The 14,736-nt window shown below is 39.9% G+C and carries 11 protein-coding genes; 3 read left to right on the forward strand and 8 right to left on the reverse strand.

The genetic code is table 11. The annotated features are described in order from the left end of the window. The first annotated feature begins 88 nt into the window (after positions 1–88). A complete protein-coding gene (gene dusA / locus IPMB12_RS03105) occupies positions 89–1,018 on the forward strand; it encodes a tRNA dihydrouridine(20/20a) synthase DusA (RefSeq protein WP_407704067.1) in 930 nt (309 codons plus the stop codon). A gap of 57 nt (positions 1,019–1,075) precedes the next feature. On the opposite strand, the gene IPMB12_RS03110 is transcribed toward dusA, so the two are convergent. From IPMB12_RS03110 to IPMB12_RS03130, 5 genes are all read right to left on the reverse strand, one after another. Next, positions 1,076–2,122 (reverse strand): Csu type fimbrial protein, encoded by a 1,047-nt coding sequence (locus IPMB12_RS03110; RefSeq protein ID WP_166914859.1) that lies wholly within the window; start codon positions 2,120–2,122, stop codon positions 1,076–1,078. After that, positions 2,119–4,425 (reverse strand): fimbria/pilus outer membrane usher protein, encoded by a 2,307-nt coding sequence (locus IPMB12_RS03115; RefSeq protein WP_166914862.1) that lies wholly within the window; start codon positions 4,423–4,425, stop codon positions 2,119–2,121. The genes IPMB12_RS03110 and IPMB12_RS03115 overlap by 4 nt, the downstream gene beginning before the upstream one ends. A 104-nt stretch (positions 4,426–4,529) precedes the next feature. Continuing rightward, positions 4,530–5,237, reverse strand: coding sequence for a fimbrial biogenesis chaperone (locus IPMB12_RS03120; protein ID WP_166914863.1), 708 nt, complete (start codon positions 5,235–5,237; stop codon positions 4,530–4,532). A gap of 121 nt (positions 5,238–5,358) precedes the next feature. Further along, positions 5,359–5,925 (reverse strand): Csu type fimbrial protein, encoded by a 567-nt coding sequence (locus IPMB12_RS03125; protein ID WP_166914865.1) that lies wholly within the window; start codon positions 5,923–5,925, stop codon positions 5,359–5,361. Positions 5,926–5,948: 23 nt separating this feature from the next. Beyond that, positions 5,949–6,518, reverse strand: a complete 570-nt coding sequence (locus IPMB12_RS03130) for a Csu type fimbrial protein (protein ID WP_166914867.1) — start codon at positions 6,516–6,518, stop codon at positions 5,949–5,951. Positions 6,519–6,952: 434 nt separating this feature from the next. On the opposite strand from IPMB12_RS03130, the gene prfC reads away from it, so the two are divergent. Together prfC and ptrA are read left to right on the forward strand one after the other, a co-directional pair. Further along, positions 6,953–8,545: a peptide chain release factor 3 gene (gene prfC, locus IPMB12_RS03135; RefSeq protein WP_166914869.1), complete on the forward strand. Its 1,593-nt coding sequence runs from the start codon at positions 6,953–6,955 to the stop codon at positions 8,543–8,545. A 48-nt stretch (positions 8,546–8,593) separates the two neighbouring features. Further along, complete coding sequence (gene ptrA / locus IPMB12_RS03140; protein ID WP_166914871.1) at positions 8,594–11,485, forward strand: pitrilysin; 2,892 nt, start codon at positions 8,594–8,596, stop codon at positions 11,483–11,485. 68 nt (positions 11,486–11,553) lie between these two features. On the opposite strand, the gene uspA is transcribed toward ptrA, so the two are convergent. From uspA to IPMB12_RS03155, 3 genes are all read right to left on the reverse strand, one after another. Continuing rightward, entirely contained in the window at positions 11,554–11,997 is a 444-nt protein-coding gene (uspA, locus tag IPMB12_RS03145; protein WP_166914874.1) for a universal stress protein UspA, read from the reverse strand. 53 nt (positions 11,998–12,050) lie between these two features. Continuing rightward, on the reverse strand, positions 12,051–13,544 hold the full coding sequence (gene pitA, locus IPMB12_RS03150) for an inorganic phosphate transporter PitA (protein ID WP_166914876.1): 1,494 nt from the start codon (positions 13,542–13,544) through the stop codon (positions 12,051–12,053). Positions 13,545–13,755: 211 nt separating this feature from the next. Continuing rightward, positions 13,756–14,736, reverse strand: coding sequence for a bile acid:sodium symporter family protein (locus IPMB12_RS03155; protein ID WP_166914878.1), 981 nt, complete (start codon positions 14,734–14,736; stop codon positions 13,756–13,758).

The following is a 14,736-nucleotide window of genomic DNA, read 5'->3' on the forward strand; positions in this document are numbered from 1 at the left end:
GGCGCATTATTTTATTAAGCAGGTTTTTATTTTGTCAGGTCATCACTCTTTAAGCCGTTATCCTTTAAATCGTTTTTCTGTCGCGCCTATGCTTGACTGGACAGACAAACATTGCCGCTATTTTCATCGTTTGTTAACGAAACAGGCATTGCTCTATACCGAGATGGTGACAACCGGGGCAATTCTATTTGGTAAAGGCGATTATCTGGCTTATAACGAGCAGGAACATCCGGTGAGTTTACAACTGGGTGGTAGTGATCCTGTAGCCCTAGCTAAGTGTGCGAAGCTGGCTGAGGAGCGTGGTTATGATGAGATTAATCTCAATGTAGGTTGTCCGTCTGATCGTGTGCAAAATGGCCGTTTTGGGGCTTGTTTGATGTCAGATGCACAATTGGTGGCCGATTGTGTTAAAGCGATGCAGGATGAAGTTGCTATTCCGGTCACGGTCAAAACCCGGATTGGTATTGATGAACAAGATAGTTATGACTTTTTATGTCAGTTTATTGAAACAGTTATGCCTTATTGCCATACCTTTATTGTACATGCGCGCAAGGCATGGCTGTCAGGGTTAAGTCCTAAGGAAAACCGCGAGATTCCACCATTAGATTATCTACGAGTTTATCAGCTAAAACAGGACTATCCAGACTTAACCATTGCCATTAATGGCGGTATTAAATCACTGACAGAAGCTCAGGAGCATTTGAAGTATGTTGATGGAGTTATGATGGGACGTGAAGCCTATCAAAACCCTATAGTGCTATCACAGGTTGATCAGATGTTATTTGGTTGTCAGAACGCTCCTATATCAGGTATTGAAGCCGTGCAGGCGATGTTTCCCTATATTGAACAGCAATTATTAGCAGGAACCCCGCTTAATCATATTTGCCGTCATTTACTGGGAATTTTTAATGGGCAGGTTGGTGCTCGTCAGTGGCGTCGTTATCTTAGTGAAAACGCGACTAAAAAGGGTGCTGATGTGACAACAATGGAAAGAGCATTAGAGTATCTGCAAAGTTAATCCGTTTGAAAAGTAAGAAAAAGACATCAGAAACTTTCTGATGTCTTTTTTAATATGTCAGAATTGTACATCTACAACCACACTGTCGGTATATGTTCCGGCTGGTGGTGTTGTTTGGTTAGAAAGAATAGTTGCCCGGTATAAAAATCCTTGTTTGGTTGTATTCACGCCTGAACCAAGACCAGGATTCACTTCTGCACTGGCTGCCGCACGTCTTTCAGCGAGCAGTGCTCCCCACCTGAGTGTACCTGTATTACCTTGATAGATTTCATAATTAAGATAGTTACCATTATAGGCTAAGCGACGCTGATTATTTAACGCATGGCTACCATTACCCAAACCCACTGTGTAAACAGTTCCTTTGGTGCAATAAACGCTGATGGTTTGGGTCACAGTACCAAAGGATGAAGCAAGTGGTGCTATACCAAAGTTGATATCCGGTGCAGTAATCACACAATCATTGGTTACATTCAAAGTGAGATTAATAGTTACTGTTGTATGATCTGTAGTGACTGTTCCGATACAAAGAAGTGTTATATTGATAGCTGAACAGATACTCCATTCCCAATATACACTGACACTACCTGTATAGGTTCCTGCTTTTAAATTTAGTGCTCCGGTTATAGTGCGAAAATACATAGGTATTGAATTATAGCTTTCGCCAGTTAAACCAAGTAATCCTAGAATGGTACTATTATAGTAGTTAAAAGCTGTCCCGGATGTGAATGGACGACTAAAACTGGAATCAACGAACATCTGGAAAGGTATTGTATCAGTACCGTTAGTGAGTAGTCCGGTCGATGTTACTGTCCCTCTGATATATGAAGTTAGTGCAAGCACTGATAATAAAGAACCCCCACATCTAATCCCAGCTTCTGGCAACGAAGTAGTTTGTGTTGATTTATTAACATTTATCGAAGAAACACTACCAAATGTGGGTGAGTAACTTGCTGATGTTGATACTTCACAGCCAGCGGCATAAGCTAAAGAAGGGGAGGAGAGTAAGACAAGTAATAATAACTTTATGATTCGCCTCTGCCCTTGAAGAGATATTCTTTGTAACTTGTTTAAGACTTTCAATAACTCTGTCATGAATAATTTCATAGTGCGATATCCTTACAAACAATTTGTCCAATCTGCAACATCTTATCCTTTGACTCCAAATCGGCAGAGAAAGAGGCTTTACACTGGGTATCATCCGGGCGTTGAACAATAAGGTTATTATCTTTATCAACCTGACTAAAATAAACAAAACCATCCCAACCAATATAGGCAATTTCACCATTTGAGTTGATCACTTTTGACCCCAGAGGTAAATAGTTATGTGCTTCATCAACCAGTGTCATGCGGGCAGAAATAACCGATTTCATCGGGAAACTTAGCAGATAGCCACTCCCGGATTTGATAGATACACTTTGTTCTACTTTGGAAATCTGAATATCTGCTGGCAGTTGTAGTGGATCAATCGCATATTTTGCGGCGTAATAAGCCGGTGTTTGTGACACAAGCAAATACCCATTGCTATTGGTTTTCCCCATTAAGCTGTTTTCATACATCACTGGCACATCAGGAATTCCATCTGTTGAAATAACGGCAAACGCATCATTGATTACATTCGCGGCATACAGTTCGTTATCCATTAAGACGATAGAACCGGTTGCTTCACCCCAGAAGTTCTCATTATCATTGGTTCCATACACACCACTACGCAATTCCATTGAGTTTGTATGCCATGTCAAATCAGCCTGACGATAATCGTCATCTCGTGGATAATGAATATAGCCAACGTTCCAGCCAAGCCCACCATCACTCGGAACTGAGCGACTGTAATTTACTCGTTGACTCCAATGATGAGCAGTATTACGTTCCATCGCTAAAGAAATATTATCGCGCCCATTAGAGAAAGGAATAATCCATTGTAATGTACCGGTCCAGGTGTCATCACGATTTGATTTACTGGCAGACACATAGAAGTTACCTAAATCACCGACAGGATGACTCCAGGTCACTGTGGCTAAACGAGTTTCATCGTCGTCACCATTTTTCAGAATAAAATATCCTCCGGTTAAGTTACCAAAATCACCCAGGGGTAAACCTAATGTGATCTGAGTACTTTGACGACTGATTAAGTAATCATTGCTCAGATGTGCAAGATCCTGATATTCATCATTATTGCGGACATGACGAACACCAATATTAAAATAGCGTGAGTCATATTGATAACCCAGACTAATCTGTCTGCCATATTCACCATCATAATAACTTTGAGAATAGGAGGCATCAAATACACCTAGTGTACCTAAGCGGAAAACAGAACCAACACCTGCCAGTTTTAGTGAGCCAGCGCCTTCAATATGTGACTCTAGTGTCACACTGTCAGTTAAACCATAGCGATAGTTTCCACTGACCGCAAATGTAGAATAGTCAAAGTTTTTACTGCCATAATGTTGCCTGATCGCACCTGCGCCAATACTGTAATCGGCGAGTCCCTCTGATAAGAGTGTATTAGTCACATAAAACGGTACGGTGGTAGAAACCTTACGCCCCAATGCATCGGTGGTCACAATAACAGCATCACCTGAACCGTTGATAAATGGGATATTAGTTAAGGTAAACGGACCGGCATTTAACTCTTTACTATCAACCCGATAACTGTCGACAAAAATATCAACTGTTGTTGGAACAGCGGTTTCCCCAGAAAATTGTGGCAGTGGGTAAGTGATAATATCAGGACGCAGAGAGAAGTTATGAGAAAGTTGAATACCACCCAGTCGAACAGGATTATTCCAGGTAAAAGTTCGGGTAATAAAGTCACCCATCTCTAAGGTTAGCATTTTATCTTCGTTAGAGTATTGATAGCGAGTATCGTAACGGGTATAACCATCCTCAGAACTGTTTTTTCTGTCCAGAGAGTGGCGATAAGTACCGGTGTTACTGAGTGTTCCATAATTACTGAAAAAGCGTAATTCGTTCCAGCCGGAGGCATATCCATCCCCATGACGAGGCTTATTAACATACACGTCATAGTTAAATAACGCACCAAAACTGCTTTGGGCAGGTATACGTTTATTAAGTCCTTCTGTTACCAGAAGTTGCTCCGGTAGCCATTGTGGCGGGACATAGATCAAGAGCCGCTGATATTGTTGGTCATAATCAACGACAACACCGGGTATCTGGTTGAGAATAATACGATTGGCAGAATCCCAAGGGGCATTTTTTAAATATTCAGGAGAAATACCTGTGACAGCCAGATCTTGTTCTGCTAAATAGTAATTACCTCCCATATAGTCAATAATTGCAATATGTGAGGTTGGCTGCTGATTCACCACCAGTTCAAGATAAAGTTGCATATCTTGTAATGGGGTATTGAGCTTAGCCGTTTGTTCCTGTGAATAGGCAAGTTGCACAGGAAGAGAAGATCCAATAAGTAATGCTAATAAAATCCTTTTATATGACAGCCGTAAGCGGCAGTTGTATCCTACAACCATTGTCTTCACCTATCAGATTAACCTTAGTTATGTCCTGCTTTATCAATGTTGATCGCTTGTGGGTTGTCGCCAGTCACGATTGCAGGTAATTTTTGTGCTGCAGTATTAATGTTTCTAGGCATAGGGTAACGAATAGTTGCTCCCGGAAGAACATAAGTCGATAATGCATTACTGGTTCCTTCCTGTTTTGCATTATTTACGCCAATCTGAGATAAGTGAACATGAACTGGATTATTATTACGAATCTCAATTATGGATTGCCCGCCTTGCGTCACAGGTTGCCATGAAAGCTTTGCAGTTAACTGATCTATAGGTGAATTATGTGTTAATCCAGTGCCATAAATAAAGAGGGGTACAGAGTAACGTAATTGAAAACTAATCCCAGGACCACTGGGTTTTACTGCATCTTGGGTAGGAATTTCATCCAATAATAGCCGATAAGTAGTTTCTTGCCCTGATTGAACCGGTTTGGTATTAATGACTCTGATCATCTGTCTTGCACCCGGGGCAATGCTCATCATAGGGGGGCTACCGATGATGTCTTGTTGTTCTTGCAAATTATCTTTACCGTTCTCTTGAGTCCATTTAAAGATTCTCAGCTGAATGACTTTTTCCTGAGTGCCTTGATTTTCCAACCAGAGAGCCGTTGCTTTTTCTTCTTTTTCAATTACTAAATTAGTCGGCCAAATAACGATAGAAGCAAACACAGAGGAAGAGAAGAGGGATGCCATTAAAATAATTGATAAAAGGGAAATTCGATAATTTAGCCACTGTTTCCGATAGTAGATCAGTTTATTGAGTATATAAGATAAGTTCATATCCATTGTAAATACCTTGTTAATGATAGCATCATTACCATGTTAATGTGACTGTTAATGTATCCTGATAAGTACCTGGTCTTACGCCTGAACCGGGTAATTGTAATGTTGCATAAACAGGTAATGTGATATTACTACCTGTGCCAACATTGGAAATAGTTACAGCCTGATTTATTCCAATAGCATCTGTAAAGCTAGAGTTAGAAAATAACTGATAAGCTAATCTGTTACCGTTGGACTGTTGAACATTACGAGCTGTACCATAATGCAAACCTGCATCAATTGACATTGTTAAAGACATGTTCGGTGTACAGTTAAGTTTAAATTGTGTATTAGCTACCAGAGATGCTATCGCTCTTTCCTTTGATATTGCAGGATAGGTACCAAAAGAGAGCGCCCCTAATTCCGATGTGTTGGTTCCTCCTGTAACCAGGCAACCGTTTTGTACGGTTGCCTGCACCAGGAAAGGGCATCCACCAGGTGAGGCGCTGGTCTGACAATCAGCAGCGCTCCACGCTGTTTCGGAAATAAATAGTAGTCCTAATAAACTAAACACATAGGGGTAACGTAGTTTAGTCTGACTAAACTTATTCGCTTTCATAGTATTAATTTTTACAGTATTAGTTAGAAATCAATTTGTACTGTAACAATATCAGTATAAAGGCCTGGGACTAGACCAGCACCACCAACTGCTTTACCGTAAATATTAACTGTTTCTGATGAACCGTCATTTTTACTGGTGAAGAAAGGTGTACCATTAGCAATAACTGATGTATGTGCAGCATCTTTATATAAAGAGTAAGACACATATTTACCAGCCAAAGTATTTGCCATTGAGTGAGTATTACCATTTGTTGCATGTGAGTCATTCACACCACTAACAACAGTGAGTGTTGGAGCTGTAGATGAGTTACATTGGAAAGTCATTGGTGTACTCGCTATGCCATTTACTTGTGCAGAAGCCTCTGTAAATAGAGTTGGATGTATACCGAAATCAAGAGTACCGAAAGAAGAACCCACTGCTGAAATGACTGAACCATTGATTGCGCACGCACCAGTTAAGGTGATTGTTGAAGCAATAACACCAGTCAGGGTTGCTGCTTGTGCTGGTGGAGGAGTTGCTAATGTACCTAACGTTAGGGACGTTAAGACAGTAGCAAATGCATATTTTGCTGCTCTTTTTGAAATATCCATATAATTACCTATATCCAGTTGATAATAAGGAAGAAAAGCCAGATCTTGGCTTCACGTGCATTATAATCATACGCCCAGATATTAAGCAATATAGCCAAAATAGAGCCATTGAGGAAAAAGAATTTTTAATTTGTTGCGGTATAAAAGGCCTGGCAAAAATAATTTTTTTATTTAATTTAATCATATAGTTGATTGATTTTATGTGCTTTTTACAATTTTCATCAATCGGTATAAGTTATCATTCTTGGTTATCGGATTTTCTGTTGGTTTTTAATGGTAAAACAATAAGTTACTTAAAAGGTAATGGAATTATTTCGTTAATGACATACTCATTTTACCTATAATCTGCTAGAATTCTCTCCGTTTATTTTAGCCAAAATTGTATGTTAATCAGGTCATTTTTAACGTCAATTCACCTTAACAGAGCTCTTTTTATGACAGATCAAGCCTATCTAGATGAAGTCGCAACACGTCGAACGTTTGCTATCATTTCTCACCCGGATGCCGGTAAAACTACTATTACAGAAAAGGTCCTGTTATTTGGACACGCGATTCAAACTGCTGGCACAGTGAAAGGCCGTGGTGCTAATGCTCAGCATGCTAAGTCTGACTGGATGGAGATGGAAAAGCAACGCGGTATCTCGATCACTACTTCTGTCATGCAATTCCCTTATAAAGAGTGTCTTGTCAATTTACTCGATACCCCGGGACATGAAGACTTCTCGGAAGATACTTACCGGACACTGACCGCTGTTGACTGTTGTTTGATGGTGATTGATGCTGCAAAAGGGGTAGAGGATAGAACGCGTAAACTAATGGAAGTAACACGTCTGCGTGATACACCTATTTTAACTTTTATGAATAAACTTGACCGGGATATTCGCGATCCGATGGAATTGCTGGACGAAGTTGAAAATGAATTAAAAATTATGTGTGCACCAATTACCTGGCCAATTGGTTGTGGTAAGTTATTTAAAGGTGTTTATCATATCGCTAAAGATGAAACCTATTTATACCAATCTGGTCAGGGGCATACTATTCAGGAAGTCCGAATTATTAAAGGACTGAATAATCCTGATTTAGATAGTGCTGTAGGTGATGATTTAGCAACTCAATTACGTGGTGAGCTTGAACTGGTTAAAGGTGCTTCTAATGAATTCGATTTAGAGATGTTTTTAGCAGGGGAACTGACACCAGTATTTTTTGGTACAGCGCTAGGTAACTTTGGTGTAGACCATATGCTTGATGGCTTAGTTGACTGGGCACCACAGCCACAGCCACGTAAGACTAATACACGTGAAGTGACAGCACAGGATGAAAAATTCTCTGGGTTTATTTTTAAGATTCAGGCCAATATGGATCCTAAACATCGTGACCGAGTAGCTTTCATGCGCATTGTGTCAGGTAAATATGAAAAAGGCATGAAGCTGCGCCACGTGCGAATTGGTAAAGACGTATCTATTTCTGATGCGCTGACCTTTATGGCTGGCGATCGTGAACAGGTTGAAGAGGCGTATGCGGGTGATATCATCGGTTTACATAATCACGGTACTATTCAGATTGGGGATACCTTTACTCAGGGCGAAGACATGAAATTTACCGGTATTCCTAACTTTGCTCCGGAACTATTCCGCCGTATTCGCTTAAAAGATCCATTGAAACAAAAACAGCTGTTAAAAGGTTTAGTCCAGTTATCGGAAGAGGGGGCGGTACAAGTGTTCCGTCCAATTATGAATAATGACCTGATCGTAGGTGCCGTGGGTGTGTTACAGTTTGATGTGGTGGTTGCGCGTTTAAAATCGGAATATAACGTTGAAGCAATCTATGAAACAGTAAACGTGGCAACCGCGCGCTGGGTTGAATGCAGTGATGTGAAAAAACTGGAAGAATTCAAGCGTAAGTGTGAGCTCAACTTAGCACTGGATGGTGGTGATAATCTCTCTTACATCGCTCCAAGTATGGTGAATTTAAATTTAACACAGGAGCGTTATCCGGAAGTTGAATTTAGAAAAACACGCGAGCACTAAGAGTGTATTGATATAAATTAATGGATTAAGCAGCAGACGAGGAAAGCTATGTCAAAAGTACGTCGTATTAGTATATGGATATTGATAGTTGCCGTTGGTTTTGGGATTTACTGGCTGAAGAACCCCGATTCTGCCATACCTGAAGATAACGTAAACTATACTGTTTTATCTGATGTTATTCATAAAAGTGATAATGATACCAGCACGTATCAGGCCATAAAGCTCGATAATCAAATGACGGTACTTTTAATCTCTGATCCAAAAGCGATTAAGTCATTGGGAGCTCTTGCTCTGCCAGTGGGCTCTTTACATGATCCAAAGTCGCAGCAGGGGCTAGCTCATTACACTGAACATATGGTACTTATGGGTTCTGAACGGTATCCTGAACCAGATGGTTTTTCAGAATTTCTGAGTCAACACGCTGGTAGCTATAACGCCAGTACCGCTGCAACGCGCACCGCCTATTACTTTGAAGTTGAACATGCAGCGCTGCCAAAGGCATTAGATCGTCTCGCCGATGCTATTGCAGCACCTTTACTGAATCCAGTGTATGCTGATAAAGAGCGTAATGCCGTAAATGCAGAGATGACGATGGCACGTTCTAATGATGGCTTTCGTATTGGACAAGTTGATGCTGAAACAATTAATCAGGCCCATCCGGCAGCGATGTTCTCTGGCGGTAATCTGGAAACATTACGTGATAAAGATGGCAGTAAACTACAGAATGAGCTGGAGCACTTCTACAAAGAATATTATTCAGCCAATTTAATGGTTGGTGTGATTTATAGCGCAGAAGATCTCTCTGTAATGGCTCATCAGGCAGTGGATACCTTTGGCCGAATCAGCAATAAAGACGCGACCGTTGAACCTATTACAGAACCAGCAATAACTCCAGATAATGTTGGGAAGATGATTACCATGGTACCTGCCCAGGCTAAAAAGGTATTATTTATACAATTCCCGATTGACAATAATTTTAGTCGATTTACTGAAAAAAGTGATGAATATATTGCTTATCTGCTCAGTAATCGTAGTGCGAATACTTTATTTGATACTTTACAAAAGCAGGGACTTATTGAATCAGTTTCAGCCGGTTCAGAGCCTGATCGTTACGGTAATAGTGGTTTATTTTCCATTTATGTAAGCTTAACTGATCAAGGATTAGAGCAAAAAGATAGCGTTATTGCCGCGATTTTTAGTTATCTGGATTTATTGAAACAGCAGGGAATTTCTCAAAACTATTTTGATGAAATTGAAAAAGTTTTAACTTTAGAATTTAAGTACCCCGATACTTATCATGATATGGATTATGTAGAATGGGTTACTGATCAAATGCTGATTTATCCGTTAAGCCACATACTTGACGCTGACTACATTGCGACTGATTTCAGCCCAGCGACAATTAAACAACGACTAGAGAGTCTGGTACCAGAAAATAGTCGTATCTGGACGATTAGCCCTGACCAGCCTCATAACCGTCTAGCCTATTATGTAGAAGCACCATATCAGATTAATGATATGACTCAGAACCAGTTAGAGACATGGTTTAATCTAAAACAAGACTTCCATTTTACGCTCCCTGAACTTAATCCTTATATTCCTGATGATTTTTCTTTGATTGTCAAATCAAAAGAGCCAGATAGTAATAATCATCAGTTTAGTCCAACCGGTAATCAGCTCTATATAGAGAGTCAGTATTTCGGTAATGAACCTAAGACCGCGCTGATGCTGTCATTGCGTAATAACGCAGCATTAAATAGCGGCAAAAAACAAGTCTTATTCCAGTTGTTAGATTACGTAGCTAGTCGTTCTATGGCACAGTTACGTTTTCAGGCTAGCATTGCTGGTTTAAGTCTTGGGACCGGTAGTGATAATGGTTTAATGCTAAGAGCCAGCGGTTTTAGTCAACATTTACCGGATATGATTAGGGCTATGCTTGAGCTCTATCAAACCGTACCGATTACTGATTCTGAGCTGCAACTGGCTAAATCCTGGTATCTGGAACGTTTAGATGCATCTGAAAGTGTAAATAGCTACTCACTATCTCTGCAGCCTATGCAGGCACTCTCTAACCCGTATTATACTGAGCGTAGTGAGCGCAGAAAGCTGGTTAATCAAATTACTGTGAACGACCTACTTGAATACCGTGACTGGTTATTGACTCAGTCTGTACCTTATATGTTAAGTATCGGCAATAGCTCTGAGGCACAATTAACTGCTTTGTATCAGGATATTCAGACACATTTATCCAAAGAAGTTGAATTCCAACCTGTTGCTCCGCTTACAATAAAAGATGCACAGCAAACGACGATTGTGCAAAAAGCATCAAGCAGTGATTCTGCCCTGGCTGTGGTTTACCTGCCAACGGATTATGATGAAATCAATGGCCGGGCTTACAGCATTTTACTCGGACGTATGATTTCACCATGGTTTTTCACTCAGTTGCGTAGTGATGAACAGCTAGGTTATGCCGTATTTAGTTTCCCGACTCAAATTAGCCAGTCTTATGGAATTGGTTTTTTAATTCAAAGTAATCAATATGATCCAAGCTATCTGTATCAAAGATATCAGGCCTTTTATCCACAGGCTTTAGATAAGCTGAATCGGATGACTGAAACTGAATTTAATCAATATAAAATCGCGCTGTTAAATGAGTTACGTCAGCCACCACAAACGCTGGATGAAGAGCTACATTTGTATGCCGGTGACTTTATTAATTCCCGGTTCGATTTTAGTACCAGAGATAAGCTAATTAAGGCTCTGGACGGAATTACACAAAGTGAGCTCGTACAGTTTTATCAGTCCGCGGTTATTGAGCATAAAAGTCTGGTTATCGCTTCACAAGTTTTAGGACAACAAAGCAATGTTAAGGCGATTGAGCAGGGCTTTGTTCCGTACCTTAATGCTTCAGAGTTATTGATAAATCTACAATCAAAATAGTAATTTGAATTTAGAATATAAAAAAGCCAGCAAAATGCTGGCTTTATTTATGAAGAGAGTGCTACTAATTATGCTTCTTCGTCTTCATTATCTTTGAGTGGTACGATCAATGTATCAATATGTGTAGTATTGATAAGCTGACGAGCTGAAGACATTAATTTACTCCAGAAATCCTGATGATGACCACAAACCACCAAATCGATACTGTATTGTTGAATTGCTTCAATTAATACTTGTCCAAATTCTCCGTTTCCAGAAAGTGTATGTGCGATTGGGTAACCTGCATCATCAGCGAGTTTGTTCAGCGCGATGTGTGCATCTTCCGTGATACGCTCTTTCATATCATTCATATTGATATCAACCAGACCGGTATAAAGATCTGAATAGTTAATACCTACGTGAATTAGCGAAACTTCCGCATTATATGGTCGAGCCATTGATACAGCTTTTTCCACAAGGACATTACTTTCAGGTGATAAATCAACCGCTACTAGTATATGTTTGTAAGCCATGGTACTCTCCTCATTTCCCTAAAAAGTTAAACTTCTCACCTTCATTTTTACTACTAAATTAAGAATTGAGCAAGCCAAAAAAGCGTTGCTGATAATAAAATTGAGATCGGTAAGGTAAACACCCATGTTAAAGCAATTGTTCGGATCGTTTTACCTTGCACGCCACCACCATCAACCAGCATGGTACCTGCAACTGATGATGATAGAACCTGAGTCGTTGACACCGGCATACCAGTATAGCTGGCAATACCAATTGAAAGTGCTGTGGTAAACTGAGCAGAGAACCCTTGTGCATAAGTCATGCCTTTTTTACCAATTTTTTCACCGATAGTGATAGCAACGCGGCGCCAGCCGATCATCGTACCAACTGCCAGTGCGGTTGCAACAGCGATGATAATCCAAAGCGGCGCATATTCAACAGTTTCCAGTAAGTTACCTTTTAAATGATTTAAGTAACGAGTATCTTCACCAGAGGTTTCAGGTTGTTTAGCAATATTGCTAATCGTATCTGACACGCAAAGTAAAATACGGCGTGTTTGAGTGCGTTGTTCAAGAGTTAATGAATCATAATCCTCTAAATCTTTAAATAAAGAATTAGCAATATTAAGAGTTGTAAATGAACGAGAATAATCACAGTGATATTTATTTAGATCGGTAACCGGAACAGAAGTATCCAATGACGGCTGATCACCAATAATATGGTCAAGTGCATCATGATTTTTGACCAGATAATCCTGTACGTGCACAAGAGCATCACGGGTTTTAGTAATATCATATGTTGATGCGTTCATATTGATGATAAAACCTGCCGGAGCTACACCAATAAGTACCAGCATTAACAGACCGATACCTTTTTGTCCGTCATTTGCGCCGTGTGAGAAGCTTACACCAGCTGCAGAAAGAATAAGTAGTGTCCTGATCCAAAATGGCGGTTTTTTCTTACCATCTAGCTTTTCACGCTCAGCAGGAGTCATGAAGATACGCTCTTTCTTCTTAGTTCCTTTCCAGAATTTACGCATCAGGTAAATTAAACCACCGGCAAGAATTAAACCAACCAGAGGAGAAAGAATAAGAGAGAGCAGAATATGGATCATTTTAGGAATGTTAAGAGCTTCGATAATTGAGGTATTGGTAATAAAGGCGTTTGCCAGTGCCACCCCAATAATCGAGCCAATTAAAGTATGGGAGCTTGAAGCCGGAATACCAAAATACCATGTACCAAGATTCCAGATAATGGCGGCGAGTAGAATGGAGAATACCATTGCCAGCCCATGAGCCGATCCCATATTTAATAGTAAATCTGTTGGTAATAAGTGTACGATTGCGTAAGCAACACTTAACCCACCAAGTAATACGCCAAAAAAGTTGAAGAGCCCAGCCATAACAACTGCGACTTGTTCTTTTAAGGCTCTGGTATAAATAACCGTTGCAACTGCATTTGCTGTATCATGGAATCCATTGATCGCTTCATAAAACAGAACAAAGCAAAGTGCAAGGCCTAAAAGGATTAATGTCGAGAGTTCTAATTCAGTCAATAAATGAAACATAAGTTCTTCTTTTCAGGTTAATTGATCTTAAGGCGCGAATATTATCCTTGAGAATAGACGATCAGCAAAGAAAAAACTACAATATCGTCTAATAAATAATCATGTTAAATGTGTAAAGAAATTATAAAAAAGTAATTTATATTTAATTTATTTAAATAAATCAATATGTTACGTTTTAACTAAAAATAAAAGCTGATATGCGTTTTTTGTATTAATTCTGCTCAATTTCCGGACGCCTGGCGTAACGAGCAGCCAGTACTGCACAAACCATAAGCTGTATCTGATGGAAGATCATAAGAGGTAATACCATAATCCCCATGATTGATGTTGGAAATAAGACGCTTGCCATTGGAATGCCGTTAGCTAAACTCTTTTTAGAACCACAAAAAACGATGGTAATCTCATCAGCTTTATTAAAGCCAAGCAGACGAGCTCCATAAGTGGTGATAAGCAGAACAGCACCAAGGAGTAAGCAGGAAAAAATCACCACTGCCAGCAAAGAGAGCACATTGACCTGCTGCCAGATACCATTAACCACAGCATCACTAAAGGCAACATAAATCACTAAAAGGATAGATGACATATCTGTTTTACTAACCAGCTTCTTATGTTTATCAATCCATTGTCCAATCAAAGGCCGACATAAGTGGCCCAACACAAATGGTAGCATCAGCTTGTACATAATCGATAAAATAGCATCAAGCGTATCAGTTTGGCCTGACTGAGTATTCATCAATAAGCCAACTAAAAAAGGTGATAGAAAGATACCAAGTAATGTGGAAAGTGAGGCACTACAAATTGCTGCTGCAACGTTACCACGAGCCAGAGAGGTAAAAGCAATTGCTGACTGAACTGTGGCTGGTAAAGCACAAAGATAGAGAAAGCCTAAATACAGATCATTGGATAATAAATCAGGAACAAAGCACTGCAGGCTGAGGCCAAGTAACGGAAAGACAAGAAATGTTGAGGCCAGAATAATTAGATGTAAACGCCAGTTACGAATACCACCAATAATTGCCTGTCTGGATAATTTTGCCCCGTGCATAAAAAACAGCAGGGCGATCGCGATTGTGGTTAGGTGTTCAAAAATAGTTTTATAAATGCCTTCACAAGGGAAAATCGTGGCAGCCAGAACGACTGCCAGTAAAGTCATTAAAAATGGATCGAGTTTTAAACGCTGTAACCACGACAT

Source organism: Zophobihabitans entericus (assembly GCF_011745665.1).
GTDB classification, from domain to species: Bacteria; Pseudomonadota; Gammaproteobacteria; order Enterobacterales; family Orbaceae; genus Zophobihabitans; species Zophobihabitans entericus.